The sequence below is a fragment of the Streptomyces scabichelini genome (genome assembly GCF_011045015.1).
Classification (GTDB): domain Bacteria; phylum Actinomycetota; class Actinomycetes; order Streptomycetales; family Streptomycetaceae; genus Streptomyces; species Streptomyces scabichelini.
Genome location: NZ_JAAKZY010000054.1, coordinates 26,760 through 53,557 on the forward strand (window position 1 = coordinate 26,760; position 26,798 = coordinate 53,557).

The 26,798-nt window shown below is 69.7% G+C and carries 22 protein-coding genes; 15 read left to right on the top strand and 7 right to left on the bottom strand.

From position 1 onward, the window contains the following. Positions 1-171: 171 nt before the first annotated feature. From G5C60_RS18815 to G5C60_RS18825, 3 genes are all read left to right on the top strand, one after another. Positions 172-1,065 (top strand): beta-keto acid cleavage family enzyme, encoded by an 894-nt coding sequence (locus G5C60_RS18815; RefSeq protein WP_206439695.1) that lies wholly within the window; start codon positions 172-174, stop codon positions 1,063-1,065. A 170-nt stretch (positions 1,066-1,235) separates the two neighbouring features. Next, positions 1,236-2,219, top strand: coding sequence for a 3-hydroxyacyl-CoA dehydrogenase NAD-binding domain-containing protein (locus G5C60_RS18820; RefSeq protein ID WP_338145862.1), 984 nt, complete (start codon positions 1,236-1,238; stop codon positions 2,217-2,219). A 50-nt stretch (positions 2,220-2,269) separates the two neighbouring features. Further along, complete coding sequence (locus G5C60_RS18825) at positions 2,270-2,755, top strand: thioesterase family protein (protein ID WP_241266905.1); 486 nt, start codon at positions 2,270-2,272, stop codon at positions 2,753-2,755. Between the two features lie 10 nt (positions 2,756-2,765). Here G5C60_RS18825 and G5C60_RS18830 read toward each other — a convergent pair whose 3' ends face one another. The 3 genes from G5C60_RS18830 to G5C60_RS18840 are packed head-to-tail and all read right to left on the bottom strand — an operon-like array spanning position 2,766 to position 6,724. Further along, entirely contained in the window at positions 2,766-3,161 is a 396-nt protein-coding gene (locus G5C60_RS18830; protein ID WP_165260721.1) for a DUF742 domain-containing protein, read from the bottom strand. A 9-nt stretch (positions 3,162-3,170) separates the two neighbouring features. Beyond that, positions 3,171-3,611 (bottom strand): roadblock/LC7 domain-containing protein, encoded by a 441-nt coding sequence (locus tag G5C60_RS18835; protein ID WP_165260723.1) that lies wholly within the window; start codon positions 3,609-3,611, stop codon positions 3,171-3,173. Next, complete coding sequence (locus G5C60_RS18840; protein ID WP_165260725.1) at positions 3,608-6,724, bottom strand: sensor histidine kinase; 3,117 nt, start codon at positions 6,722-6,724, stop codon at positions 3,608-3,610. The genes G5C60_RS18835 and G5C60_RS18840 overlap by 4 nt, the downstream gene beginning before the upstream one ends. Before the next feature lie 430 nt (positions 6,725-7,154). Here G5C60_RS18840 and G5C60_RS18845 point away from each other — a divergent pair, with 430 nt between their 5' ends. Beyond that, the gene (locus tag G5C60_RS18845; protein ID WP_165260727.1) at positions 7,155-7,682 is read left to right on the top strand and encodes a hypothetical protein; all 528 of its coding nucleotides are present in this window, start codon (positions 7,155-7,157) and stop codon (positions 7,680-7,682) included. An 88-nt stretch (positions 7,683-7,770) separates the two neighbouring features. Here G5C60_RS18845 and G5C60_RS18850 read toward each other — a convergent pair whose 3' ends face one another. From G5C60_RS18850 to G5C60_RS18860, 3 genes are all read right to left on the bottom strand, one after another. Next, positions 7,771-8,169: a hypothetical protein gene (locus tag G5C60_RS18850; RefSeq protein ID WP_165260729.1), complete on the bottom strand. Its 399-nt coding sequence runs from the start codon at positions 8,167-8,169 to the stop codon at positions 7,771-7,773. 123 nt (positions 8,170-8,292) lie between these two features. Beyond that, positions 8,293-9,477: an NAD(P)/FAD-dependent oxidoreductase gene (locus G5C60_RS18855; RefSeq protein ID WP_206439696.1), complete on the bottom strand. Its 1,185-nt coding sequence runs from the start codon at positions 9,475-9,477 to the stop codon at positions 8,293-8,295. Then, entirely contained in the window at positions 9,474-9,794 is a 321-nt protein-coding gene (locus tag G5C60_RS18860) for a bifunctional 3-phenylpropionate/cinnamic acid dioxygenase ferredoxin subunit (protein ID WP_165260731.1), read from the bottom strand. The genes G5C60_RS18855 and G5C60_RS18860 overlap by 4 nt, the downstream gene beginning before the upstream one ends. Positions 9,795-10,009: 215 nt before the next feature. On the opposite strand from G5C60_RS18860, the gene G5C60_RS18865 reads away from it, so the two are divergent. The 11 genes from G5C60_RS18865 to G5C60_RS18915 all read left to right on the top strand — a co-directional run bounded on the left by G5C60_RS18865 (position 10,010) and on the right by G5C60_RS18915 (position 25,140). Next, positions 10,010-10,828, top strand: a complete 819-nt coding sequence (locus G5C60_RS18865; protein ID WP_165260733.1) for an IclR family transcriptional regulator — start codon at positions 10,010-10,012, stop codon at positions 10,826-10,828. Positions 10,829-11,053: 225 nt separating this feature from the next. Beyond that, positions 11,054-12,139, top strand: a complete 1,086-nt coding sequence (locus G5C60_RS18870; RefSeq protein WP_165260735.1) for an S-(hydroxymethyl)mycothiol dehydrogenase — start codon at positions 11,054-11,056, stop codon at positions 12,137-12,139. After that, positions 12,136-12,762, top strand: coding sequence for an MBL fold metallo-hydrolase (locus G5C60_RS18875; RefSeq protein ID WP_165260737.1), 627 nt, complete (start codon positions 12,136-12,138; stop codon positions 12,760-12,762). Before G5C60_RS18870 ends, G5C60_RS18875 begins: the two co-directional genes overlap by 4 nt. A 140-nt stretch (positions 12,763-12,902) precedes the next feature. Beyond that, entirely contained in the window at positions 12,903-15,350 is a 2,448-nt protein-coding gene (locus G5C60_RS18880; protein WP_165260739.1) for a GcvT family protein, read from the top strand. 37 nt (positions 15,351-15,387) lie between these two features. After that, positions 15,388-16,542 carry an N-methyl-L-tryptophan oxidase gene (solA, locus tag G5C60_RS18885; RefSeq protein ID WP_165260741.1) on the top strand — a complete coding sequence of 385 codons (1,155 nt, stop codon included), beginning with the start codon at positions 15,388-15,390 and terminating at the stop codon, positions 16,540-16,542. Positions 16,543-16,553: 11 nt separating this feature from the next. Beyond that, complete coding sequence (locus G5C60_RS18890; RefSeq protein ID WP_165260743.1) at positions 16,554-17,762, top strand: SRPBCC family protein; 1,209 nt, start codon at positions 16,554-16,556, stop codon at positions 17,760-17,762. 137 nt (positions 17,763-17,899) lie between these two features. Next, positions 17,900-19,447, top strand: a complete 1,548-nt coding sequence (locus G5C60_RS18895; RefSeq protein ID WP_165260745.1) for a GMC family oxidoreductase — start codon at positions 17,900-17,902, stop codon at positions 19,445-19,447. Further along, a complete protein-coding gene (locus G5C60_RS18900; RefSeq protein ID WP_165260747.1) occupies positions 19,447-20,556 on the top strand; it encodes a quaternary amine ABC transporter ATP-binding protein in 1,110 nt (369 codons plus the stop codon). The genes G5C60_RS18895 and G5C60_RS18900 overlap by 1 nt, the downstream gene beginning before the upstream one ends. Continuing rightward, a complete protein-coding gene (locus G5C60_RS18905; protein WP_165260749.1) occupies positions 20,556-22,583 on the top strand; it encodes an ABC transporter permease in 2,028 nt (675 codons plus the stop codon). Before G5C60_RS18900 ends, G5C60_RS18905 begins: the two co-directional genes overlap by 1 nt. Beyond that, the gene (locus G5C60_RS18910; protein WP_338145863.1) at positions 22,580-23,536 is read left to right on the top strand and encodes an ABC transporter substrate-binding protein; all 957 of its coding nucleotides are present in this window, start codon (positions 22,580-22,582) and stop codon (positions 23,534-23,536) included. Before G5C60_RS18905 ends, G5C60_RS18910 begins: the two co-directional genes overlap by 4 nt. A gap of 134 nt (positions 23,537-23,670) precedes the next feature. Further along, positions 23,671-25,140 carry an aldehyde dehydrogenase family protein gene (locus G5C60_RS18915; protein WP_165260751.1) on the top strand — a complete coding sequence of 490 codons (1,470 nt, stop codon included), beginning with the start codon at positions 23,671-23,673 and terminating at the stop codon, positions 25,138-25,140. Between the two features lie 9 nt (positions 25,141-25,149). On the opposite strand, the gene G5C60_RS18920 is transcribed toward G5C60_RS18915, so the two are convergent. Further along, positions 25,150-26,798 (bottom strand): coiled-coil domain-containing protein (locus tag G5C60_RS18920; protein WP_478503333.1); only part of this gene is annotated, 1,649 nt, incomplete at its 5' end.

A 26,798-nucleotide genomic window follows, 5' to 3' on the forward strand; every position in this document is an offset into this window, starting at 1 on the left:
TCGGAGGCCGTGCGGCGACGCGAGCGGGCCCCGTCTGCGACCAGGCGCCCTTGACGTACGAAACTTCAGGGCTCATGTTCGCTATATGCTCGTGTTCGCTATATGCAATGAGGCTTCATCATGCGATCACTGGCTCTCGCTGATGCTCGCCAGCCCAGAGGAGGAATCGGCATGTCCATGAACCAGGACGTCATCATCACCTGCGCCCTCACCGGTGCGGGCGACACCGTGCGCAAGAGCCCGCACGTGCCCGTGACCCCGGAACAGATCGCCCGCTCCGCCGTGGAGGCCGCCGACGCCGGGGCGGCTGTGGTGCACATCCATGTACGGGATCCGGAGACCGGCGCGCCCTCCCGTGACCCGCGGCTGTACCGGGAGGTCGTCGAGCGCGTCAAGGAGACCGGTACCGACGTCGTCATCAATCTGACCGCGGGCATGGGTGGTGATCTGGTCATCGACCCGGAGGAGCCGCTGCGTCACCTGCCGGGCACGGACCTCGTCGGCGGGCTCGACCGGCTGCCGCACGTCGAGGACCTGCTGCCCGACATCTGCACCCTGGACTGCGGATCCCTCAACTTCGGCGACGGCTCCAACCTCTACGTCTCCACTCCCGACATGCTCCGTACGGGGGCGAAGCGCATCCAGGAGCTGGGAGTGCGGCCCGAGTTGGAGATCTTCGACACCGGGCATCTCTGGTTCGCCAAGCAGTTGCTCGTCGAGGGGCTGCTGGACGATCCGAGCGTGTTCCAGCTCTGCATGGGCATCCCGTGGGGCGCGCCCGCCGATCCGGGCGTACTTCAGTCGATGGTCAACATGCTGCCGGACGGCGCCCAGTGGGCCAGCTTCGCCCTGGGGCGGATGCAGATGCCGTGGGTGGCGCAGTCGGTCCTGCTCGGCGGGCATGTACGGGTCGGCCTGGAGGACAACCTCTATCTGGGCAAGGGTGTCAAGGCGACCAACGCGCAGCTGGTGGAGCGCGCGGTGACGATCGTCGAGGCAATGGGAGCGCGGGTCGCGACGCCGGACGACGCGCGCCTCAAGCTCGGCCTCAAACCCCGCGGCTGACCCGTGGGCCGCACAGCACCACGGCGCAGTCGCCCACGGCAGCGCAGCACCACAACAGCCCAGCACCACGGCAGCGCGGCACCGCAGCAGTCACTTCACGGCGATCAATTCACCGCAATCAGCTCACAGCAATCACTCGCACAGCAGTCACCCACGTTCAGGAGCCCTAAGTGACTGAGACTTCAGACATCTCCGAGGCACGGACCGCCCCCGAGGACGTCCGCAGGGTGGCCTGCATCGGCGCCGGAGTCATCGGCGGCGGCTGGGCCGCCCACTTCCTGGCCCGCGGCTACGACGTCACCGCCTGGGACCCGGCGCCCGATGCCGAGCCGCGGCTGCGTCGGCTCGTCGACGCAGCCTGGCCCGCACTGGTACAGCTGGGCCTCGCACCGGGCGCCTCCCCGGACCGCCTCACCGTCACCGCGACGCTCGAAGAGGCGGTGTCCGAGGCCCAGTTCGTGCAGGAGAGCGCCCCGGAGAAGCTCGATCTCAAGCGGGAGCTACTGACGAAGCTCGACATGGCGACACCTGCCGGGGTCGTCATCGCCTCCTCCACCTCCGGCTACCCGATGACCGACATGCAGACCGAGGCCGTCACTCCTGGCCGGCTGGTCGTCGGCCACCCCTTCAATCCGCCGTACCTCATCCCGCTCGTCGAGGTCGTCGGCGGCGAGCACACGGACCGGGCAGCCGTGGCATGGGCCTCCCGCTTCTACGAGGAGGCGGGCAAGTCCGTCATCACCATGGAACGGGAGGTTCCCGGCTTCATCGCCAACCGCCTCCAGGAAGCGCTGTGGCGGGAGGCCCTGCACATGGTCGCCAACGGCGAGGCGACGGTGCGCGAGATCGACCTCTCCATCACCGAAGGGCCCGGTCTGCGCTGGGCGTTCATGGGCCCGATGCTCACCTTCGCCCTGGCGGGCGGAGAGGGTGGTATGGCCCACATGCTGGACCACTTCGGTCCGTCCCTGAAGTCCCCGTGGACCCGTCTGGAGGCCCCCGAGCTGGACCGGGCGCTCTACGACGCCGTGGTTGCGGGCTGCGAGGACGCCTCGGACGGCCGTACGATCGCCGATCTCGTCGCGGAACGCGATCAGGGCGTCATCCAGATCCTGCGCGCCACCGGCCGGCTGCCCGGGCCGGGCACCCGATGAACCCGATGCCGCCAATGCAGCCGACGCCGCCGATGAATCCGATGCAACCGATGAATCCGATGGGCCTCGCCCTCTTCCACGAGACCGTGCGGCCCGAGTGGATCGACTACAACGGGCACCTGAGTGAGGCGTTCTACGTCCTGATCTTCGGCCACGCGACGGACGCGATGATGGAGGCGACGGGGCTGGACGCCGCGTACCGCGCGCACAGCGGCTGCTCTCTCTACACGGTGGAATCGCACATCCGCTATCTGCGGGACGTGCCCGAGGGCGCCCATCTGGCAGTTCGCACCCGACTCCTGGGGACAGCCGCCAAGAAGGCGCATGTCGCCCATGAGATGTACGTGACCGACGCGCCGGGAGCCGATCCGGCCCCCGACTCCACCCCGGTCGCCACAACGGAACTGCTCGCGCTCCACGTGGATCAAGAGGCGGGCCGCGCCGTCCCGTTCCCCGACGGCATCCGGGACCGGCTCGCCGGGCTGGTGGAAGCGGCGCCCGGCTGGGCCGGACGGTCCGTCGCCCGAATCTCGTAGGCGCCGCTGGTCACAGGGCCCGAAGCCCGCTGATCACGTCGCGCAGAATACTCTCGTCCGGCAGTTCGGCGGGGGGTACCGGACGGGTCACATGGACCATTTCGTCGTCCACGAGATCTCCTATCAGGACACGTACCACTCCAATGGGGAGGTCGAGTTCGGCAGCGAGTTCGGCGACCGACTGCGGGGCGTCGCGACAGAGTTCGACGATGTCCTCGTGCTCCGGGGACAGCGTCTGGCCCGCTTCCGGGTCGTCGGCGTGCGGTTCCGTCACGACCACCGCGATCAGGTCGAGGCGGTGCTGGCCCGCACTGGTGGTGCGGCCGCGTGTCATGGCATACGGACGGACCACCGGTCCGGCCTCGTCGTCGAACCAGTGGGACATCCCCTGACCGTCTCCGCTCATGCCATCCCACTACCCGCCTGCGGGCAGATCGGTGCGCGGAGCCGAGGCCAGATGTACGCCGACCCTCTTGACCAGCAACGTCATCTCGTACGCGACCTGCCCGACATCCGAGTCGGAGTCCGAGAGGACGGCGAGGCAGCTGCCGTCGCCCGCGGCCGTGACGAACAGGAACGCGTCGTCGAGCTCGACGATCGTCTGCCGGACGCTGCCCGCCTCGAAGTGGCGGCCGACGCCTTTGGCGAGGCTGTGGAAGCCGGAGGCGACGGCGGCGAGGTGTTCGCTGTCCTCTCTGGTCAGGTCCTGGGAGACCCCCGTGGGCAGACCGTCGCTGGAGAGCACGAGCGCCTTGCGGATGCTGGCGACGCGCTCCACCAGGTCGTCGAGGAGCCAGTTGAGTTCGCCGGACACCCTGTTGGTCCTGATGTGGCCGGCGTCCTTCGGTGCGGTCATCGACCGTCCCCCTTAGTCGTTCCTTGTGCTGTGCCGTCCTGGGCCTCGTCGCCCGCGGCGTTCTCCTCACGGCCGCGCTGCCAGCCACGCTGGAGCGAAGCCATGCGGTTGCGCACCTGGTCGGCGTCGCGCTCGGTGAACTCCGCGCCTTGCCCGGCGCGGGCCGCGTCGCGCTCGGTGCGCCGGTCGGGTCCGTCCCTCAACTGCGGGGCCAGATTGGCCTGCCGTACGCGTCGGGGCAGCGGGCCCGTGCCGCCGCCTCCGGCGGCCTGGGCCTGGGTGCCGGGGCGGCTGCCGCCCGACGCGCCACCGCGACGTGACGCGCGCTTGGGGAGCGGTGGGGCTTCGCCGGGCTCACCGCCTCGGGCAGAGGCTTCGGTACGTTCGGGGCTGCGCGTGGACGCCGCGCCGAACTCAGGGCCACGGTTGGCCGGCTCGGGGCGACGGCCTGCCGAATCGGGGCCACGGCCGGCCAGTTCTGTGCTGCCGGTTGGATCGGCGTCACGGTCCGGGATCTTGCCGAGTTCGGCACCATGATCCGTGGCCCTGCCGAGTTCGGCACCACGATCCGTGGCCCTGCCAAGCTCGGTGCCTCCGTCCGCCGGGGCGGCGCCCGTGTCGGGCCCCTCACCGTCTTCGTCACGGCGGGCCGGCAGCGGGTCCGCCGCCGCCCGACGCGACGGCAGTCGCTTGGCGGCCCGCGAGCGCTTCGGCAGCTCTTCCAGCGCGCCCGGGCGTTCGAGCGCCTCGTCAGCCGCTTCCGCCGCTTCCATCGGCTCCTCGGCGCCCACGCGTTCCGACGGCTCCACGCGCCGTGGCTTCGTCTGGGTCACGGGGCGGCCGTGGGAGCTGACGAGTTTCGGGGCCCTGCGGCGCGGGAGCGGCACGGGTTCGCCGGGGTGGTCGCCGTCGCTCGGGCGAGCCGGCTCGCCCGGGGCCTCGCGTGCCTGCTGGTGCTGCTCCACCGGGACACCGGCGATGGAGCGGCGCGGGCGGAAGATGCCGCCGCGCTCGCCGTCCTCGTCGTCGAGGTCGCCCGGGAAGCCGTCGAGGCCCCCCATCTCGACCGGAGCCTCCAGTTCGACCGGCCCGTCCAGGATGGAAGCAGGCAGGCCCGGGAGCTGGACGGGTATCTGGGAGAGCGCGGACTTGCGGCTCTCGTCGCCCTCCTTCGAAGGAAGCGCCCGGTCGAGCCGGAAGCCCACGCCGTTGGTGTCGGGCACGTCGTCCGTGAGCAGCGCGTCCGGGATGAACACGACGGCGGTGGTCCCGCCGTACGGGGACGGCTGCAGGGAGACGCGTACGTTCTGCCGCTGTGCGAGGCGGCTGACCACGAACAGGCCGAGCCGGTCGGTGTCCGACAGCTCGAACTCCGGAGTCTCGGCGAGCCGCAGGTTGGCGTCGAGGAGTGCTTCCGGGGCCATACCCAGGCCGCGGTCGTGGATCTCCAGCGTGAAGCCGTTCGCAACGCGTTCGCCGAGCACCTGCACGGCGGTGTGCGGGGGCGAGAACACCGTGGCGTTCTCCAGGAGTTCGGCCACGAGGTGGGTGAGGTCGGCGACCGCGGGGCCGGTGACGGCCATACGCGGCAGTCGGCGTACCTCGATGCGTTCGTAGTCCTCGACCTCGGCGACGGCGGCCCGGACGACGTCCATCAGCTGGATGGGCTTGCGCCACTGCCGGGAGGGCGCCGCACCGGAAAGGATCACCAGGCCCTCGGCGTGGCGGCGCATGCGGGTGGTCAGGTGGTCGAGACGGAACAGATCGGCGAGTTCGTCGGTGTCCTCGGTCCTGCGCTCCATGGTGTCGAGCAGGGTGAGCTGCTTGTGCAGCAGGACCTGGCTGCGGCGGGCGAGGTTCACGAAGACCTCGGAGACGCCGTCGCGCAGTTCGGCCTGCTTGACGGCTGCCTCGACCGCGGCGCGCTGGAGCGTGTTGAGGGCCTGGCCGACCTCGCCGATCTCGTTCTTGTCGTACTCGAGGCGCGGCACCTCGGTCTCCACGTCGACCTGTTCGCCCGCGGAGAGCCGGCGCATCACGCTGGGCAGCCGCACTCCGGACGCCTCGTGGGCCTCCAGGCGCAGTCCACGCAGGTCACGGATGAGGCCGCGGCCGATGCGTACGGACAGGAAGAGCGAGACCAGCAGGGCGATCAGGCCGAGGACGCCGGCGATGGCCGCCTTGGTGATGACGCCGACGGCTACCGGGCTGACGCGGTCCTGATAGCGGTCGCCCGCCTCGTCGTTGAGCTTGCCGAGCTCGTCGAGCACGTTGCCGGCCTCGGTGTCCCAGCTCTTCGCGGTGACGCCACGGGGCTTGCCGGACCCGGAGGAGATGGCTGCCTGTTCGGCCACCCGCAGCGGGGCGGTGGCGGCGTTCCTCCAGAAACGCTGGTAGCGCTCGCGCTCCGCGGAGGGGAGCAGCGGCAGGTTGCTGTCGTACATCAGGTCGCGCTGGGCCACGAGGTCGGAGATGTCGCGGACCTCGCCGGGGGAGAGCCTCCCGACGACCAGCGCCGAGCCGAGCAGGGCGTCCTCTCGGGAGAGCAGTTCGCGCGCGAAGGCGATGTTGACGAGGGCCCGGGCCTGCTTGTCCATCTCCACGTCGTCGACCACATGAAGGTTCGAGAGCACGTCGAAGCAAGGTTCGACCAGGTTGTTGTACTGCTCCAGGGCCGTGGCCCGGGTGAGTGTGCCCTCTTCAACGCTGCGGCGCAGCGGCTCGATGCCGTCCAAGGAATCCAGCATGGCCGTCAGTCGACCGCCGGTGCCCTCGCCCACCGCGTCGCGTACGTCGGAATTCTCGGCGTTTCTGCGGATCTCGGCGATGGCGTCGTCGGTGGCCGCCCGGCTGCGACGGAGTGCGGCGAGCCCGTCGGAGGCGCGGGGGTCGGCGAGATAGGCGAGGGCCTGGCGGCGTTCCTGCTGCAGCACGCGGACGGTGTCCTCGGTGGGATAGGTGACCTTCTCCACGACGGACGAAGCGTCGAACAGCTCACCTGCCTCGCGCCCGGTGAGTACCGTGGCGAAGCCCCAGATCGCAGTCAGCGACACCAGCGGCACGATGAGCAGCGCCACGATCTTCCGGCGGATGGACTTCCCGCGAAAGCGCATGGCCTCCCCCAGCTCGACCCCCTCCGGACGGGGGTACACATGTGCGTCAACAAACGGCGTGAGCCTACTACCGCGAGGCAGGTAACTCGAAGGGCCGTCCGGACGGACTCCATCCGCTTCACCGTCGCGACAGGAACAAGACATCCCCAGTTGTCCGTTCATTGGGGGAGATTGCCTCCCCGAATGTGGCACAGAACGCCGAACGCCAACCCGTCAGGGAACTTGGTCAGTTGGCTGAAATTTTTCGTTCGCTGGGAATCTTCGGGGTACGTCGATCGTCTGTATGTATGGGAGTTGGGGACGGAATCGGCTCAGGCGCCGCATGCCGCACCCAGGTGGCATAAAACGGCGCAAGCCGGGCAGCCGTGGGACGTTGACGCCTCGTGACACCGAAGCGAGGGGCTGCTGGGCGGTGGGGAGTGACGAGTTGATGGGCACAGCAGAGCGGCGGGAGGCACCGCAGCTGAGCGTCGGGGCAACGGCGGTGGCGGAGCGGGATGCCCAGACAGAGGCGCCGGATCGCGACATTCCGGCGCAGGAGGAGCAACGGGAGGAAGAGCGGGCGTACTACCGGCCGTTGTGGGTCGAGGAGCCCGCGCGCAGGCCACGGCTGCCCGATCCGGTGCGTACGTCCGCGGTGCGGGCCGTCATCGTCATCGCCGTCACGCTGGTCCAGGCGATGGTGGCCTTCCTGAGCACGCTCGCCGGATCATGGCTGGCGTTCCCCATGGTCCTCAGCAGCGTCGCGAGCACCGTTGCGGCGACGTGGGCCGCGCTCGACGTCTGGGTGACCCGCCAGGTGTGGAACCAGCGCAACGGCGTGGTGTCGGCACCGAGCAGCACCGCCCGGTCCCTGCGGCGCGAGCGGCGCAGGGCGCGACGGAAGGCGCGTATCGCGGGGCGGGCTCAGGAGCGCATACGCCGACGGGGCGGGACGGGGCAGTTGTCGCACTCTTGAGGCGGCCAAGGTCGTCGAGGACGGTACTGACCTGCGAACTCGAAAGCGGCGGGCCCAAGGGCCGGCCCGCTCGCCGACGTGTGAACGGTCAGGCCTTGGCGTACTCCCAGCCGCCGCAGCTGTACGGGGTGCCGCTGGACCCTTCCTGGAGGCAGGCGCGGATCTGCAGGGTGGTGCCCTCCGCGAAGGACAGATCCCAGTTTTTGGCGACGGCGTAGCCGCTGCCGTTGTAGTACGAGTGGGTGGCGGAGCTCGAGTTGTAGCGCCACTGGGCGGCGGTGCCGTGGCCGTCCCTCTTCATGTCCAGGGCGGTGAGGATCTCGCCGTCCTGGGCGAACTCGGTCTTCGCGCTCGGCGAGGTGATGGAGTTGTAGGCCTCGTAGACGCTGCCGGCGGCCTGTGCCGGGGCAGTACCCAGGACGAGCACCGACGCGGAGGCCGCGACTGTCCCGAGGAGAGTCGTCAGACGACGGTAGGGCGTGCGCACGGCAGAGTTCCTCTCTTCGCACAACCGGTCGAGCCTGAACCTACATGAGAGGAAAGGGAGTTCATCATCGAATTTTTCACCGTGTCCGGCGGTGTGCCAGTAAACGGGAGGGTTCATTGAGAGTCAGACCACGGCCGGCCGTGCCCGGTCCACCCCGCGGAGGAGTTCGCGTCGCGCTCGCATGAAGGGACGTGGGCGGTCCACGGAGAGGACGGCAGTCATCCGGCCATCCCGTTCGTACAGGGCGAGGAACCCGCCCTCGGCCGGTGCGCCGTCGGTGAGTTCCCCTTCGGCGATACGGACCGTGTCCCCGTCCTGGCGCCGGCCTGCGAACTGGATGCGTGCGCCGTACTGGTCCGACCAAAAGTAGGGCAGCGATCGGGTGGTCTCGACAGTGCGTCCGGCGAGCAGATTGGCCACGGCGACCCGGGGTTGTTCCGTCGCGGACGTCCAGTGTTCGGCGCGGGTGCCGCCGACGCGGGCCACGTCTCCGACGGCGACCACCTGCGGCAGCCCCGTCACACAGCCGTCGTCGCACAGGACGCCGTCGTGCAGCGCGAGCGTCGAGCCCGCCAGCCAGTCGGTGGTGGGGGTGGCGCCGATGCCGACGATCACGACGTCGGCGGGGAGTGTGCGGCCGTCGGCGAGTTCCACGCCGGTGACCTCGATGGTGCCGCGCAGCCCGGCGACGCCGGTGCCGGTGACCATGCCCACCCCGCCGCGGCGGTGCAGTGCGGCGCACGCGGCGGCCATCTCCGGGCCGAGTTGGGGTACGAGCGGCAGCGGTGCGGCTTCGACGACCGTGACGTCGTGGCCGAGTGCGGCACACGAGGAGGCGGTTTCGGCACCGATGAAGCCGCCGCCGATGACGACGACCTGGCGGGGGCCGGCGGTCAGTTCGGCGCGCAGGGCGCGGGCGTCGTCGAGGGTGCGCAGGGTGTGCACCCCGGCGAGCTCGCAGCCGGGCAGTCTGCGGGCCGAGGCGCCGGTGGCGATGACCACGCCGTCGGTGGAGACGGTGCGGCCGTCTTCCAGGAGTACGGTGCGGCCACGGGCGTCGAGTCCGCGAGCGCGTGCGCCGAGGAGCCACTCGGCGTCGAGTTCGGTGGTCTCCTCGGCGTCGGTGAGGGCGAGTTGGTCCTCGTCGGCCCGGCCGGTGAGAAAGTCCTTGGACAAGGGCGGGCGGTCGTACGGGCTGTGCGGTTCGTCCCCGACGATCACCAGTCGTCCGTCGAACCCCTGGGCGCGCAGCTCGCGGGCGGCGTACATGCCCGAGAGGGAGGCGCCGACGACGGTCACGGTTCTCATGCCGCCGTTCCCTCCTGGGCCGCCTGGTGGACGTATACGACGCCGTCGTCGACGGTGACGCTGTGGGTGCGGACGGCGCGGCGCGCGGGGAGGCACGTCGGCTGGCCGGTGCGGAGATCGAATGAGGCGGCGTGGAGCGGGCATTCGACCAGACAGCCCTCCAGCCAGCCCTCGGAGAGGGAGGCGTCCTGGTGGGTGCAGGTGTCATCGATGGCGTACAACTCGCCGTCGGCATTGAACACGGCGATGGGCGGCGCCGTGTCGATACGGACGGACTCGCCCTCGGGGAGGTCATCAAGGCGGCAGACGGGAATCACGGGCCCCCCTCTCGGTCCAGGACCCTCGGTCCGGGACTGTCAGGTCCGGTCTGGTCCGGGACCTACGCCGGTCTCGGACTCTTCGGTAACATGATGTTTCGTATGGCGCACGAGGGAGCGCTATGCGCAACAGAATCCGCGCGGGATGCCCTTCGCGTCAAGAGCTTCCCGCAGATGCGGTCCAATCAGGGCCGCAAGGTGGTGAGAGTTGACTTATGACCCGCACGCAAAAGCAGGCTGACCGTACCGAGGAGACACCGGAGAAGCAGAGCAGGGGCGCCGGGAGCGCCGTCCAGTCGGTGGACCGCGCGGTGAGCGTGCTGGAGATCCTCGCCCGGCTCGGCGAGGCGGGCGTCACCGAGATCGCCGACGAGCTGGAGGTGCACAAGTCCACCGCCTTCCGGCTCCTCGGTGTGCTGGAGAACCGCGGCCTGGTGGCCCAGGCCAAGGACCGCGGGAAGTACTACCTGGGTGCGGGCGTACTCCGCCTGGCGGGGGCGGCGGCAGTGCGTCTGGACATCTCCCAGGAGGGCGCGCCCGTCTGCCGTGAGCTCGCGGACGAGCTGGGTGAGACCGTCAACATCGCGGTCCACGACGACGATTCGGCCGTCAACATCATGCAGGCCCGCGGCGCCGCGTCCGTGACCGCGCAGAACTGGCTGGGCCGGCGCACGCCGCTGCACGCCACGTCCAGCGGCAAGGTGCTGCTGGCCCACCTGCCGCCGACGCTGCGCGAAGGTCTGCTGGCCAGATCGCTGCCACGGTTCACGGAGCGCACCATCACCGGCACGGTAGCGCTGCGCGCCGAGCTGGAGACCGTCGTCGAGCAGGGGTACTCGATCGCGGTCGAGGAACTGGAGCTGGGCCTGGCCGCGGCGGCCGCTCCGGTGCGCGCGCACGACGGCAAGGTGATCGGCGCGCTCAGCGTCTCCGGGCCGGTGTACCGGCTCGACGCGGACCGCCTGCCGGAGCTCGCCAAGCGCACGGAGGAGGCCGCGACCGACCTGTCGCGCCGGATGGGATACGGCTTCTGACGGAACGCGGACCGGGGCGCGAGCCGGACGCGAGGCGAACACGAAGCTGAGCGCGGGGTCAGGGAAACCTGACCCCGCGCTCCTGTGTGTCGGCCAGATTTCGTGTGGCCGATTTCATTTGCCCAGGGTTAACCCGCACCCCTTGACGACTCCTCGACGGCGTTCTCACTATGTCTCCCATAGCGCAACCCATCGTGCATTGCGCAACAGCAGAGGAGCTTGGTCGTGCCACACGAGGTCCGTGCCGTAGTCGCTGTCAAAAAGGGCGCACCCGTCGAGGTGCAGACAATCGTGGTACCCGATCCCGGGCCGGGTGAGGTGCTCGTCTCCGTACAGGCCTGCGGTGTCTGCCACACGGATCTGCACTATCGGGAGGGCGCCATCAACGACGACTTCCCGTTCCTCCTGGGTCATGAGGCGGCCGGCACGATCGAGGCCGTCGGCGACGGCGTCACCGACCTCGCACCGGGCGACTATGTGGTGCTCGCCTGGCGTGCGCCCTGCGGCACGTGCCGTTCCTGTCGCCGCGGCCGCCCCTGGTACTGCTTCGACTCGCGCAATGCCACCCAGCCGATGACACTCCTCGACGGCACCCCGCTCAGCAACGCGCTCGGCATCGGCGCCTTCGCGGAGAAGACCCTGGTCGCGGCCGGACAGGCGGTGAAGATCAACCCGGCGGCCCGTCCCGAGGCCGCGGGCCTGATCGGCTGCGGTGTGATGGCCGGCTATGGCGCGGCCGTGAACACCGGCAACGTCGGCCGCGGTGACACGGTCGCTGTCATCGGCTGCGGCGGCGTCGGCAACGCCGCGATCGCAGGCGCGTGCCTGAACGGGGCCATGAAGGTCATCGCCGTCGACATCGACGCCAAGAAGCTCGACCAGGCGGAGAAGTTCGGCGCCACCCACACCGTCAACTCCCGCGGCACGGACCCCGTCGAGGCTGTCCGCGCACTCACCGGCGGCTTCGGCGTCGACATCGCCATCGACGCGGTCGGCCGCCCGGAGACGTACAAACAGGCCTTCTACATGCGCGACCACGCGGGCACGCTGGTCCAGGTCGGTGTCCCCGACCCCGAGATGAGGATCGACCTTCCGCTCATCGACCTGTTCTCCCGCGGCGGTGCCATCAAGTCGTCCTGGTACGGCGACTGTCTGCCGAGCCGCGACTTCCCGTTCCTCATCGACCAGTACCTGTACGGCCAGCTGGACCTCAACGCGTTCGTCAGCGAGACCATCGCCCTCGAGGAGGTCGAGGAGGCGTTCGCGAAGATGCACCGCGGCGAGGTGCTCCGCTCGGTGGTGGTTCTGTGACCGCCCGGGGCACGGTCCGCGTCGAACGCGTCGTCACCTCCGGCACGTTCAGCCTCGACGGCCAGACCTTCGACGTCGACAACAACGTATGGCTGGTCGGCGACGACGAAGAGGTACTGATCGTCGACGCCGCCCATGACGCCCGTACGATCCACGAGGCCGTCGCGGGACGCCATGTCACCGCCATCGTGTGCACCCACGCGCACGACGACCACATCGACGCGGCGGCCGAGCTTTCCGTCCTGACCGGCGCTCCCGTGCTCCTCCATCCCGACGACAACGAGTTGTGGTCGTTCACGCACCCCGCCCGCAAGCCGGACGGCGAGCTCAGCGACGGGCGGACTCTGGGCGTCGCCGGGATCGAGCTCCAAGTGATCCACACCCCTGGCCACACATGGGGCAGTTGCTCGCTCCACGCCCCGTTCCTCGACGCGGTCTTCACCGGGGACACCCTCTTCCACGGTGGTCCGGGCGCCACCGGCCGCTCCTACTCCGACCGGCCCACCATCGAGGCCTCGATCCGCAATCGGCTGCTCACCCTGTCCGGCGACACGGTCGTCCACACCGGTCATGGCGAGGACACGACCATCGCCTCCGAGCGCCCCAACGTCCCCGCCCCGTAACGGCCCGCTTCAAGCGATTGCCTTGAGCGCTCGCCTCAAGCGCTTCCCCTAAGCGTGCCCCACAAACGAACGTCCCCGTCCCACCAGCGCATTCACTCGCCCCACGACGCCACCGCGACGGCACCACGACAAGGAGGGGCATGTCCAGCACGCCCAAAACCAACCCCCGCGTGGTCATCGTGGGCGCCGGCATCGTCGGCTGCTCCCTGGCCGACGAGCTGACCGCCCGCGGCTGGACCGACGTCACCGTCCTCGAACAGGGGCCGCTGCCCGCGCCCGGCGGCTCCACCTCGCACGCCCCAGGCCTGGTCTTCCAGACGAACCCGTCCAAGACCCTCACGGCGCTCGCCCGGTACACCGTCGAGAAGTTCAACTCCCTTGAGGTGGACGGCGTCTCCTGCTTCAACCCGGTCGGCGGACTGGAACTCGCCACCACCCCCGAGCGCCTGGCCGACCTGCACCGCAAGGCCGGTTACGCCGCGGCCTGGGGCATCCGCGGCGAGATCGTGAGCGCCGCCCGCTGCAAGGAACTCTGGCCCCTCATCGACGAATCGACCGTCCTCGGCGGCTTCCACACCCCCGACGACGGGCTGGCGCGCGCCCTGCTCGCGGCCCGCGCCCAGATGGAAAGGGCCCAGCAGCGCGGAGCCCGCTTCCTGGACCGGCACACCGTGACCGGCATCGAGAAGGACGACGGCCGAGTCACGGCCGTCGTCACCGACCAGGGCACCTTCCCCGCCGACCACGTCGTGTCCGCCGCCGGTTTCTGGGGTCCGGTCATCGGCCGCATGGCCGGAATCGACGTACCGCTGCTGCCCCTCGCCCACCAGTACGCGAAGACCAAGCCCCTGCCCCAACTCGGCGAAGCAACCGAGGAGGCCTCGAAGCCCATCCTCCGCTTCCAGGACCGCGACCTCTACTTCCGCGAGCACACCGACCGCATCGGCATCGGCAGTTACGCCCACAAGCCGCTCCCCGTCGACCCGTTCGCGATCCTGCCGTACGACGAGGCACGCGCGAACGCCATGGAGATGCCGTCCTCGTACCCCTTCACCGAGGACGACTGGGCCCCGAGCTGGGACGACTGCCGCCTGCTGATCCCGGCGCTGCGCGAGACCGAGGTCGAGGAAGGCTTCAACGGCGTCTTCTCCTTCACTCCCGACGGCATGCCGGTCCTCGGCGAGTCGCTCGCGCTGAGGGGCTTCTGGCTGGCCGAGGCCGTCTGGGTGACGCACTCCGCGGGCGTCGCGAAGGCGGTGGCCGAGTGGATGGTCGACGGTCGCCCGTCCCTGGACCTCCACGAATGCGACCTCACCCGCTTCGAGGACGTCCAGCGCTCCCCCTCGTACGTGAAGGACCGCGGCTCGCAGCAGTTCGTCGAGGTGTACGACATCCTCCACCCGCTTCAGCCGATGGAGCAGCCGCGCCCCTTGAGGGTCAGCCCCTTCTACGCTCGCCAACAGGCCCTCGGCGCCCGCTTCCTGGAAGGCGGCGGCTGGGAGCGCCCGCACTGGTACGAGGCGAACGCCCCGCTCGTCGACGGCCTCGACCTGCCCGAACGCGACGCCTGGTCGGCCCGCTACTGGTCGCCCATCGCGGCGGCCGAGGCGAGGGCCACGCGCGAGAAGGTCGCCCTGTACGACATGACACCGCTGCGTCGCCTCGAAGTGACCGGCCCCGGAGCCCTCGACTTCCTGCACGGCATGACCAGCAACAACCTCCGCAAGAAGCCCGGCGCGGTCACGTACACCCTGCTCCTGGGCGACGACGGCGGCATCCGTTCCGACCTCACGGTCGCGCGCCTGGGCCCCGACCGCTTCCAGGTGGGCGCCAACTCCCCCGCCGATCTCGACTGGCTGACCCGGCACGCCCCTGACGGCGTACACATCCGGGACATCACGTCCGGCACCTGCTGCATCGGCGTCTGGGGTCCGCTCGCCCGCGACCTCGTCCAGCCGCTGACCCGCGACGACTTCTCGCACGAGGGCTTCGGCTACTTCCGCGCGAAGGAGACGTACATCGGGCATGTCCCGGTCACCGCCATGCGGCTGAGCTATGTCGGTGAGCTGGGCTGGGAGTTGTACACGACCGCCGACCTGGGCCTCCGCCTCTGGGACACGCTGTGGGAGGCGGGTCAGGCGCACGGCGTGATCGCTGCCGGGCGCTCGGCCTTCAACTCCCTTCGTCTGGAGAAGGGTTACCGCGCCTGGGGCGTCGACATGACGGATGAGCACGATCCGTACGAGGCGGGTGTGGGCTTCGCGGTCCGCATGGACAAGGGGGACTTCCTCGGCCAGGAGGCACTCCAGGACCGCGAACAGCCGACCCGCAGGCTCACCCCCCTTCTCCTCGACGACCCCGCGTCGGTCGTCCTCGGCAAGGAGCCCGTCCACGTCGACGGCTCCCCCGCGGGCTATGTGACCAGCGCCTCGTACGGATACACGCTCGGCCGCTGCGTCGCGTACGCCTGGCTGCCGGTACTCCCCTCCGGCACGGGCGTGCACATCGAGTACTTCGGCGAGAAGGTCCCCGCGACCGTCGCCGACGAGCCGCTCTTCGACCCGAAGATGACGCGCATCCGCCGTTGAGAGCCCGATCGAGCAATCAGAGACCGAGGAGGGCACCATGGCCCCGACGTACGACGTCATCGTGATCGGCCTGGGCGGTATGGGCAGCGCCGCCGCCCACCATCTGTCCGCGCGCGGCGCCCGCGTGCTCGGCCTGGAGAAGTTCGGCCCGGTCCACAACCGCGGCTCAAGCCACGGCGGTTCGCGGATCACCCGGCAGTCCTACTTCGAGGACCCGGCATACGTACCGCTGCTGCTGCGCGCGTACGAGCTGTACGAAGAGGTCGAGCGGGCCACCGGCCGGAACATCGCGACGCTCTGCGGCGGCGTGATGGTCGGCCGCCCCGACTCGCTGACCGTCTCCGGCTCACTGCGCTCGGCCACTCAGTGGGATCTGCCCCACGAGATGCTGGACGCCCGCGAAATACGCCGTCGCTTTCCGACCCTCAACCCGGACGACGACGAGGTTGCGCTCTACGAGCCGAAGGCCGGCCTGGTCCGCCCCGAGAACATGGTCGCGGCCCATCTTCAGCTCGCCACCCGGCAGGGCGCCGAGATGCACTTCGAGGAGCCGATGACGCGCTGGGAGCCGTACAAGGAAGGCGTACGCGTCCACACGGCCGAAAACACGTATACCGCCGACCAGTTGGTGATCTGCCCGGGGGCGTGGGCGCCGCAGCTGCTCACCGATGTCGGGGTGCCTTTCACCATCGAGCGGCAGGTCATGTACTGGTTCCAGCCGGCCGGCGGCGTCCGGCCCTTCGTGCCGGAGAACCACCCCATCTACATCTGGGAGGACGCGGCCGGAGTCCAGGTCTACGGCTTCCCCTCCATCGACGGCCCGGAGCTGGGCGCCAAGGTCGCCTTCTTCCGCAAGGGTGTCGAGTGCACCCCGGAAACCATCGACCGGACGGTGCACGAGGACGAGATCCAGGCCATGGCGGATCACATGTCCCGCTGCATCCCCGACCTGCCCGGCACCTTCCTCAAGGCCGCCACCTGCATGTACTCCAACACCCCTGACGAGCACTTCGTCATCGCGCGCCACCCCGCACATCCGGAGTCCGTGACCGTTGCCTGCGGTTTCTCCGGGCACGGCTTCAAGTTCGTGCCGGTCGTCGGCGAGATCCTCGCCGATCTGGCCCTGAAGGGCACGACCGACCACCCGATCGGCCTGTTCGACCCCCGCCGCCTCGCCGCCGCGCCCGCCTGAGGAGTACCCACGTGACGACGACACCGCTTTCTCCCACCGCCCCCGCCCAGCGTTCCGCGGACCCGATCTCGCCGAGCCTGGTGGCCACCCTGCCGGGCCACTACTACACCGCCCCGGAGATCTTCCGGCAGGAGCAGGAACGCGTCTTCGAGGCGATGTGGTTCTGCGCCGTCCGGTCCACCGACCTGGAGAAGCCCGGCGCCTTCCGCACCGTGCAGATCGGCCGCGAGAGCGTCCTGATCACCCGCTCCCGCACCGGGGAGCTGCGCGCCTTCCTCAACATCTGCCGGCACCGGGGTGCCCGGCTGTGCACCGAGGAGTCGGGCGAGGTGCGGCGCAACCTTCAGTGCCCGTATCACGCCTGGACGTACGACCTCGACGGCAAGCTCGTGGCCGCGCCCAACCTGACGCGGATGCCCGACGTCGACCGCACCACGTACGGCCTGGTCAAGGTGGCCCTGCGCGAGTGGCTCGGCTACGCCTGGGTGTGTCTGGCGGACGAGCCCCCCTCCTTCGAGGAGACGGTCGTCGGCGCCGCGATCGAGCGGCTCGGCGACGTCGCGTCCATCGAGCGGTATCGCACCGAGGGCCTGGCCCTGGGCAAGCGCGTCACCTACGACGTGAAGGCCAACTGGAAGCTGATCGTCGAGAACTTCATGGAGTGCTACCACTGCGCGACGATCCACCCCGAACTCACCGAGGTGCTCCCCGAGTTCGCCGACGGCTACGCCGCCCAGTACTTCGTGGGCCACGGAGCCGAGTTCGGTGACGAGGTCCAGGGCTTCACGGTCGACGGCTCAGAGGGCTTCGCGCGGCTCGACGGCATCGCCGACGACCAGGACCGCCGCTACTACGCGATTACGGTTCGGCCACAGGTCTTCATCAATCTGGTACCCGATCACGTGATCATGCACCGAATGTTCCCGATGGCGGAGGACCGCACCGTCGTCGAATGTGACTGGCTGTACGCCCCCGAGGTCGTCGAGTCCGGCACAGATGTATCCAAATCCGTCGAACTGTTTCATCGTGTTAACGTTCAGGACTTCGACGCTTGCGAACGTACTCAGCCTGCCATGAGCTCGCGGGCCTACCGCTCCGGTGGCGTGCTGGTGCCCACTGAGCACCACATCAGCGCGTTCCACCACTGGCTGACACAGCGACTCAAGGCTGAGGACAACCAGGAGAGCCCAGAGAACACGGAAGACCCCATGCTCATGTGAGCTGCGCCATAACCTGTCCTGATCGTGAAGGGCTTGAAAAGTCACGGGCAGGTGCCCCACCCCATGTCGCCGAGCACCCGGCGGCGTCATCGGGCCGGGTACCCTCCCGGCAAGCACGACGAGGAACAGGAACCGAATTGCGCCAACAGGAGACAGACGACTACGACTTCGTGATCGTCGGTGGAGGTACCGCGGGTTCGGTCGTCGCCTCCCGGCTCACCGAGGACCCCGCGGTCCGTGTCGCCGTCATCGAGGGCGGCCCGTCCGATGTGGACCGGCCGGAGGTGCTGACCCTGCGCCGCTGGCTTGGCCTGCTCGGCAGCGAGCTCGACTACGACTACCCGACGACGCCGCAGCCGCGTGGCAATTCCCACATCCGGCACAGCCGTGCCCGGGTGCTCGGCGGCTGCTCGTCCCACAACACCCTGATCAGTTTCAGGCCACTGCCGTCCGACTGGGACGAGTGGGCCGAGGCGGGCGCCGAGGGCTGGGACGCGGTCTCCATGGACCCGTACTACGACCGGCTGCTGAACAACATCGTCCCGGTCGACGAGAAGGACCGCAACGCCATCGCGCGCGACTTCGTCGAGGCCGCGCGGGAGGCCGTGGGCGTACCGCGTGTCGAGGGCTTCAACAAGGAGCCCTTCCATGAAGGCGTCGGCTTCTTCGACCTCGCGTACCACCCGGAGAACAACAAGCGGTCCTCCGCATCGGTCGCGTATCTCCACCCCTTCCTGGACCGCCCCAACCTCCGTCTGATGCTGGAGACGTGGGCGTTGCGTCTCGAAATGGACGGCGGTCGGGCCACGGGAGTGCGCGTGCGCGCGAAGGACGGTACGGAGACGACCGTCACCGCGTCCCGCGAAGTCATCGTCTGTGCCGGCGCGGTGGACACCCCGAGGCTGCTGATGCTCTCCGGCATCGGACCCAAGAGGGACCTCGAGACACTCGGAATCCCCGTCGTCCACGATCTGCCCGGAGTCGGCGAGAACCTTCTCGACCATCCGGAGTCGGTGATCGTGTGGGAGACCCACGGCCCCATACCCGACAACTCCGCGATGGACTCCGACGCGGGTCTGTTCGTGCGCCGGGACCCGGCCGCCAAGGGCCCCGACCTGATGTTCCACTTCTACCAAATACCGTTCACCGACAACCCCGAGCGTCTCGGCTACGAGAAGCCGCGGTACGGGGTGTCGATGACGCCCAACATCCCCAAGCCGAAGAGCCGCGGCCGCCTTTACCTCACCAGCGCCGACCCGGCCGTAAAACCCGCCCTCGACTTCCGGTACTTCACCGACGAGGACGACTACGACGGACGCACCCTGGTGGACGGCATCCGCATCGCCCGCGAGATCGCCCGTACCGAACCGCTCGCCGCCTGGCTGAAGCGGGAAGTGTGCCCGGGGCCTGAGCTCACCGGCGACGAGGAACTCGGCGAGTACGCCCGCAAGGTGGCGCACACCGTCTACCACCCCGCCGGAACCTGCCGCATCGGAGCCGTCGACGACCCGCTCGCCGTGGTCGGTCCCGAGCTGTCCGTGCGCGGACTGAGCGGTCTGCGCATCGCCGACGCCTCCGTCTTCCCGACCATCCCCGCCGTCAACCCGATGATCGGGGTCTTCATGGTCGGCGAGAAGTGTGCCGATCTGCTCACCCGGACCACCACCCCCGGAGGCGATGCCTGATGTCCACGTCCATGACGAAAGAGACGAACGAGAAAACTGAGGAGGACGCCGCCGTCACGGTGTTCTCCGTACGCAATTTGTGGAAGGTCTTCGGGCCCAAGGCCGAACGCATACCCAACAGCGACCTCGCGGATCTGCCGGCCGACGAGCTGCGCCGCCGCACCGGCTGCACGACTGCCGTGCGCGACGTGTCCTTCGAGGTCACCAAGGGCGAGGTGTTCGTCGTCATGGGCCTGTCCGGCTCGGGCAAGTCCACCCTGGTGCGCTGTCTGACCCGGCTGATCGAACCCACCTCCGGCGCGCTGGAGATCGACGGCGAGGATGTCCTCGCCATGGACAAGGCGCGCCTGCGTGAGCTGCGCAGGCACCGGGCGTCCATGGTCTTCCAGAACTTCGGTCTGCTGCCGCACCGTTCGGTGCTCGACAACGTCGCCTACGGCCTCGAGATCCAGGGCGTCGGCAAACTGGAGCGCCGCGCCCAGGCCATGAAGGTCGTTGCCAAGGTCGGCCTGGACGGCATGGAGCACCGCCGCCCCGCCCAGCTCTCCGGCGGTCAGCAGCAGCGCGTCGGGCTCGCCCGCGCCCTCGCCGTCGACCCCGAGGTCCTGCTGTTCGACGAGCCGTTCAGCGCCCTCGACCCGCTGATCCGCCGCGACATGCAGGAGGAGGTCATGCGCCTGCACCGCGAAGAGGGCCGCACGATGATCTTCATCACCCACGACCTGAACGAGGCACTGCGCCTCGGCGACCGCATCGCGCTGATGCGTGACGGCCAGATCGTGCAGCTCGGCACCCCGGAGGAGATCGTCGCGGAACCCGCCGACGACTACGTGCGGGACTTCGTCCGTGACGTACCCCGCGAGCAGGTGATCACGGCTCGCAGCGCCATGCGCCCGGCGCGCGGCGACGAGGCGGAGGGCGGCCCCGAGGTCACCCCGGCGAGCACGGTCGCCGCGGCCATCGAGGCCGTGGCCCGCGCCGGCGCGCCGGCGCGGGTGATGGACGACGGCAAGCTGCTCGGCATCATCGACCACGAGGCGCTGCTGGCGGTGGTCGCGGGCGTCGACAGCAGGCCCGCCGACTCCGAGCAGGCGGCGGTGACTCGCTGATGAGCACACTCACCCCGGAGAAACCGGCGCCGGAGAAGACCGGCTCGCCACCGGGCGGGATTCTGAGCACCGCCACCCGCTCGCCGCTGCTTCAGCGGCTTTCGGTCATGCCGCCGGCCGGCAGACGACTCGTGGGGCTGGCCGCGATCGCCGTCGTACTGGTGCCGTTCGCCGCCCTCCTGTGGGGCAGCGGCAGCTGGCCGGACGAGCTCGCTGTGGACATCAAGTCGCCCCTGGACGACACCTATACGTGGATCAGCGACAACCGCGACACGCACTGGCTGTTCCTCTACTTCCTGCTGCACATCAGCAACAGCGCCGAGTCCGCCGTGGACGGTGTGCAGTCCTTCCTCGATCTGCTCGGCTGGCCCGGGACCATCACGCTCTTCGTGCTCCTCGCCGGCCTCGCCGCGGGCACCCTGCGCAAGAGCCTGAAGACCGGTGGCATCGCGCTCGGCGCCTTCGCCTTCTGCGGCCTCCTTGACGTGTGGGAGCCGGCCACCGAGACCATGTCCCTGATGATCGTGGCGGTGGCCTGCTCCGCCGTGCTCGGCGTGCTGCTCGGCCTGGCCGCCGGCCTCTCCGACGTCTGCGACCGCATCCTGCGGCCGGTGTTCGACACCATGCAGATCATGCCGGCGTTCGCGTACCTGCTGCCGTTCGTGCTGCTCTTCGACATCGGCATCCCCTCGGTTCTCGTCGCCACCGTCATCTACGCGGCCCCGCCGATCGCCCGGCTCACCTCCCTCGGCCTGCGCGGCGCCGACCCGGCGGCGATGGAGGCCTCGGCCTCGCTCGGCGCCACGCCGCTGCAGCAGCTGCTGACCGCGCGGCTGCCGCTGGCCCGCAAGGAGATGCTGCTGGGCCTCAACCAGACGATCATGATGGCGCTGTCGATGGTCGTCATCGCCTCGATGATCGGCGCCGAGGGACTCGGCGACGAGGTGCTCAGCGGCCTGGCGAAGGTGCGGGTCGGCGACGCGCTGCCCGCCGGCATCGCCATCGTCCTCATCGCCATCTGGCTGGACCGCACGACCGCGGCCGCCGGCGAGGGACTCGAGGAGTCGCAGACCGGGGCCGGCGGCGGCAGGATCCGCGGCTGGTACGCCGTGCTCGGCACCGTCGTACTCACCGCGGCCACCGCCGCACTCGGGCAGAAGGAGTGGCCGGAGGGCTGGACGGTGAACATCTCCGCACCGGTCAACGACGCCGTCGGCTGGTTCACCGACCACCTCGGCTCCGGCGTCCCGGTGCTCGGCGGCACCCTCACATGGTCCGACGGCTTCACCAAGTGGGTGCTCAACCCGATGCGCGAGGGCCTCCAGGGCACGCCGTGGTGGGGCATCCTGCTGGTCGTGGCCGCCGTGACCTGGCTGGTCGGCAACTGGCGCACGGCGCTCGTCGCGACCCTGCTGATGTCGGCCGTGGGCGTCATCGGCCTGTGGGACAAGTCGCTCGACACCCTCTCCCAGGTGCTCGCCGCGCTCGTCATCACCCTGCTGCTGGGCATCGCGATCGGCATCCTCGCCGCCCGCTCGGCAAGCGCGGAGAAGCTGATCCGGCCTGTGCTCGACGTGCTGCAGACGATGCCGCAGTTCATCTACCTCATCCCGGTGGTGGCGCTGTTCAGCGCGACGCGCACCGCCGCCATCATCGCCGCGGTCGCGTACGCGCTGCCCGCGGTCATCCGCATCACCGCCCAGGGCATCAAGCAGGTCGACCCGTCCGCGGTCGAGGCTGCCCGCTCCCTGGGCGCCAGCGGCGGCCAGCAACTGCGCCAGGTGCAGCTGCCGCTCGCCCGGCCCGCGCTGCTGCTCGCCGTGAACCAGGGCGTCGTCCTGGTCCTCGCGATGGTCGTCGTCGGCGGCCTCATCGGCGGTGGCGCGCTCGGCTTCGACGTGGTCTTCGGCCTGCAGAAGAGTGAGCTGGGCGCCGGCCTCTCGGCGGGTGCGGCGATCGTGCTGCTCGGGCTGGTACTCGACCGCATGACACAGCCCGACAATGACAACAGAAGGAAGAACCAGTGATATTCAGAAGCAACCGGACGTATACCGCCCTGGCCGCCGGTGCCACAACCCTCGGCATGGTCGTCCTGAGCGCCTGCGGTGCGGCGGACACCGGCAGCAGCGACTACGACAAGATCACCCTCGTCGTCCCGCCGTGGGTCGGTGCCGAGGCCAACGTCGTCGTTGCCCAGTACGTGATGCAGACCGAAATGGACCTGGACGTCAGCACCAAGCAGATGTCCGAGACGGTCGCGTTCGACGCTCTCAACAGCGGCAAGGTCGAGGCCCTCCTGGAGGACTGGGGCGGCGCTCCCAAGAAGATCCAAACGTACGTCGAGGAGAAGAAGACCGTCGTCGACGGCGGTTCCCTCGGCGTCGTGGGCCACATCGGCTGGTACGTGCCGAAGTACTTCGCCGACGCGCACCCCGACGTACTGGACTACAAGAACCTCAACAAGTACGCCAAGGACTTCGAGAGCCAGGAGACGCCGGGCAAGGGCACCCTGCTGCAGGGTGACCCGTCGTACACCTCGTACGACGCGGCGATCATCAAGAACCTGAAGCTGAACTTCGCGACGCACTCGCTGGGCGCCGAATCCACGCAGATCACCGAGTTCCGCAAGAACTTCAAGACCAAGAAGCCGTTCATCAGCTACTGGTGGCAGCCGCAGTGGCTGAACGCCGAGCTCGACCTGGTCGAGGTCAAGCTGCCGCCGTACAAGGAAGGCTGCCAGGACGACCCGAAGAAGGTCGCGTGCGCCTACCCGGACACGGATCTGAAGAAGTACCTCAACGCCGATTTCGCCGAGAAGGGCGGGGACGCCGCGGAGTTCCTGAAGAACTTCAAGTGGACCACCGAAGACCAGAATGCGGTCGCCAAGATGATCACGAAGGACCAGATGTCCCCGGAGGACGCCGCCAAGAAGTGGGTGGAGGCCAACAAGGACAAGGTTGACGGCTGGCTGCCGAAGTAACCGGCCACGCCGACACCGTACGGCGGCCGTGGTGCGGGAACGTCCCTCCCGCGCCACGGCCGCCGGGCAGGCCCGATGGGCGCGCCGCACCGCCCCGTCCCGCCTCGAAGCACGCACTGAGGGAAGTAGGAGAGATGCCGGACCTGTTCATCGGCGGTGCCTGGACCGCCGCTCGCGACGAGCGGACCCGTGAGATCCGCTGTCCCGCCGACGGCAGTCTGGTCGCGGTCGTCGACGAGGCGGGAGGCAAGGACACCGCCGAGGCGATCGCCGCCGCCCGGCGCGCCTTCGACGAGGGCCCGTGGCCTGGCACCCCGGCCGCCGAGCGCGGCGACCTGCTGCTGCGCGTCGCCGATCTCCTCGTACGCGACAAGGCGCTGCTCGCTCGCGCCGAGTCCCTCGACACCGGCAAGCGGCTGGTCGAGAGCGAGTACGACATGGACGACATCGCCAACTGCTTCCGCTACTTCGGCCGTCTCGCGGCAGCGGACAGCGGCCGGGTCGTCGACACCGGCAACCCGGACGCCGACAGCCGGGTGGTGTACGAACCGGTGGGCGTCTGCGCCCTGATCACCCCCTGGAACTATCCCCTTCTCCAGACAGCCTGGAAGGTAGCTCCGGCCTTGGCCGCCGGAAACACCTTCGTCCTCAAACCCAGTGAGCTCACCCCGCACTCCGCGATCCATCTGATGCGGCTGCTCGCGGAGGCCGGGCTCCCGGCGGGCGCCGCCAACCTGATTCTGGGCGCGGGCCCCGAGGCGGGCGCCCCGCTGGCCGACCACCCCGACGTCGACCTGGTCTCCTTCACCGGCGGCCTGCAGACCGGCCGCCGTCTGATGGCCACGGCCGCGGCCACGGTCAAGAAGGTCGCCCTCGAACTCGGCGGCAAGAACCCGAACATCGTCTTCGCCGACGCCGACTTCGAGACCGCCGTCGACATGGCCCTCACCGCCGTCTTCCTGCACTCCGGGCAGGTCTGCTCGGCGGGCGCCCGGCTGCTGGTCGAGGACTCGCTGCACGACCGCTTCGTCGACGAGGTGGTACGCCGTGCCCAACTGATCCGCCTGGGCGGCCCGTTCGACGAGCACGCCCGGACCGGCCCGCTGATCTCCGCACAGCATCTCGCCAAGGTCGAGGCGTATGTCGCGGCCGGACTCGCGGAAGGAGCGGTGCTGCGCTGCGGCGGAGCCCGCCCCACCGGTGACCCGGCCCTGGCGAACGGCCACTTCTACCTTCCCACCGTCCTCGACGAGTGCCACGCCGGTATGTCCGTCGTCCAGGAGGAGTCGTTCGGCCCGGTGCTCACGGTGGAGCGGTTCACCGACGAGGCCGAAGCGGTCCGTCTCGCGAACGACACCATCTACGGTCTCGCCGGGGCCGTGTGGACCTCCGACGAGGCACGGGCGCAGCGCGTGGTGTCGCGGCTGCGCATCGGCACCGTCTGGATCAACGACTACCACCCGTACGTTCCGCAGGCGGAGTGGGGCGGCTTCAAGCAGTCCGGCTTCGGCCGCGAACTCGGTCCGGCGGGCCTGGCGGAGTACCAGGAGCCCAAGCACATCTGGCGCAACACCAACCCGACGCCTCAGGGGTGGTTCTCCTGACCCCTGAGGTCAGGTCGCTGGTGCGGGGCGTTTGAACATTCGAGTCGCCGTGATCTCACTGTGCACCGTCTCGTCCTCCCCGGCCGGAGGCTGCTGCGGCAGTCCCGGCCGGAGGTGTTCCTCCACGCTGATGTACTTGAGGCCGGCGCGCAGGTCGGCGTCGTTGCGGAGCCGGATGACCAGCGGGAACTCGGCGAGCGCGGTCGTGTCGAACAGGCCGGTGGTGTAGAGGAGCTGCACGCCCAGCGCGTCCGAGACCGCCCGCTGCAGCTCCAGCAGATACGTCGCGTTGGCGCGCCCGATCGGGTTGTCGAGGAACAGCGTGCCCGCATGGCGGTGTTTGTCGCGGCCCCGGTCGTTCGAGCGCAGCGCGGCCATCGTGCAGTACAGCGCGATGGCCGCGGTGAGCAGTTGGCCGCCGGAGAACACGTCGCCCATCTGCCCGACGGGGACGCGCTCGGCGCGCAGCACCGCGTCCGGCTTGAGGATCTCGACGGCGACGCCCTTCGGCTGGAGGGCCGCGCCGACGCCGCGCAGGAGCAACGACATCCCGTCGCGGCGCAGGTCGGAGTTCTTCTTGACGGCCGCACGGGTCGCCTCGTCGATGACCTCGCCGAGCCGCTCGGTGAGCGTGGCCTGGTCGGGCTCCTCGAAGCGGATGCGCAGGAACTCCTGCCCGGACCACTCACCGAGTCCCTCGGGGAGACGGGAAAGGCGTTGGGCGGACCGTAGCGTGGCGAGCGCCGACTCCACGAGCCCGCGCAGCCGGTCCACGATCGAGTCGCGGTTGCGCTCCAGCTGCTCCAACTCGTCGGTGAGGACCCTGAGCCGGGGCGCGAACGCGTCCGCCCACTTCTGGGCGTGCTCGGGCAGCGCGGAGGCGGGCAGCTCACGGATCTGCTGCCGGGCCGGGGTGCGTACCTGCTCGTAGCGCGTCGAGTTGGCATGCCGTACGAGGACGTCGCTCGCCTCGCGTACGGCGGCCTCGGCGGCGGAGAGGTCGGCGGCGCAGCCGCGCAGGGAGCGGCGGGTCTCGGCGGCGGACTGCCGGGCCTCTTCGAGGGTGCCGGGGTAGGGCTCGGGCTCCTCCTGCTCCTCGTCCGTCGTGTGCTCGCGCAGGAGGTCCCTCAGGAGGGCGGCCGTCTCGTCGAAGCCGCCGACCGCGTCCTCGGCGGCGCGGTGGGCGTCGAGCAGCTCGGCGTGGGCCTCGCGCGCCTGGCTCAACGCCTCGGTACGGGAGGTGAGTTCGGCCGTGGCGGTGCGCAGCAGGCGCTGTGCGTGTTCGGCGTCGCGCGGGACGAGTTCCTCGGGCAGTGCGGTGTGGGCCTCGCCGTCCTCGGGCGCGTGCCGCTCGGCCTCACCACGCAGCCGGCCGAGCTGCTCGCTCGCGGTCGACATACGCGTCTCCAGCAGCTGGACGAGTTCCTCGGCGCGGGCGGCCGCGGCCTGCCGGGACGGCCCGTCGGAACCGTCCGTGGACTCCAGAAGCTGCGCCGCGCGCGTACGCACCTTGTTGCTGAGCCGGTCCAGCTCTGCGAGCGCGGCACTCTCGTCGCTCTCGGCCCGCGCCTGCTCGGCACGCAGATCGGCACCGACGCCGACCTTCTCGTAGAGCTGTGACGCGGCGCAGCTTCTGGAGTCCACGGACGGTTCCGACG

What these genes read in the sequence shown, in the direction of transcription:
- G5C60_RS18815 (WP_206439695.1), top strand. Translation starts at nt 172, where the DNA reads ATGTCCATGAACCAGGACGTCATCATCACCTGCGCCCTCACCGGTGCG.
- G5C60_RS18825 (WP_241266905.1), top strand. Translation starts at nt 2,270, where the DNA reads ATGAATCCGATGGGCCTCGCCCTCTTCCACGAGACCGTGCGGCCCGAG.
- G5C60_RS18830 (WP_165260721.1), bottom strand. Translation starts at nt 3,161, where the DNA reads ATGAGCGGAGACGGTCAGGGGATGTCCCACTGGTTCGACGACGAGGCC.
- G5C60_RS18835 (WP_165260723.1), bottom strand. Translation starts at nt 3,611, where the DNA reads ATGACCGCACCGAAGGACGCCGGCCACATCAGGACCAACAGGGTGTCC.
- G5C60_RS18840 (WP_165260725.1), bottom strand. Translation starts at nt 6,724, where the DNA reads ATGCGCTTTCGCGGGAAGTCCATCCGCCGGAAGATCGTGGCGCTGCTC.
- G5C60_RS18845 (WP_165260727.1), top strand. Translation starts at nt 7,155, where the DNA reads ATGGGCACAGCAGAGCGGCGGGAGGCACCGCAGCTGAGCGTCGGGGCA.
- G5C60_RS18855 (WP_206439696.1), bottom strand. Translation starts at nt 9,477, where the DNA reads ATGAGAACCGTGACCGTCGTCGGCGCCTCCCTCTCGGGCATGTACGCC.
- G5C60_RS18865 (WP_165260733.1), top strand. Translation starts at nt 10,010, where the DNA reads ATGACCCGCACGCAAAAGCAGGCTGACCGTACCGAGGAGACACCGGAG.
- G5C60_RS18880 (WP_165260739.1), top strand. Translation starts at nt 12,903, where the DNA reads ATGTCCAGCACGCCCAAAACCAACCCCCGCGTGGTCATCGTGGGCGCC.
- solA (WP_165260741.1), top strand. Translation starts at nt 15,388, where the DNA reads ATGGCCCCGACGTACGACGTCATCGTGATCGGCCTGGGCGGTATGGGC.
- G5C60_RS18900 (WP_165260747.1), top strand. Translation starts at nt 19,447, where the DNA reads ATGTCCACGTCCATGACGAAAGAGACGAACGAGAAAACTGAGGAGGAC.
- G5C60_RS18905 (WP_165260749.1), top strand. Translation starts at nt 20,556, where the DNA reads ATGAGCACACTCACCCCGGAGAAACCGGCGCCGGAGAAGACCGGCTCG.
- G5C60_RS18915 (WP_165260751.1), top strand. Translation starts at nt 23,671, where the DNA reads ATGCCGGACCTGTTCATCGGCGGTGCCTGGACCGCCGCTCGCGACGAG.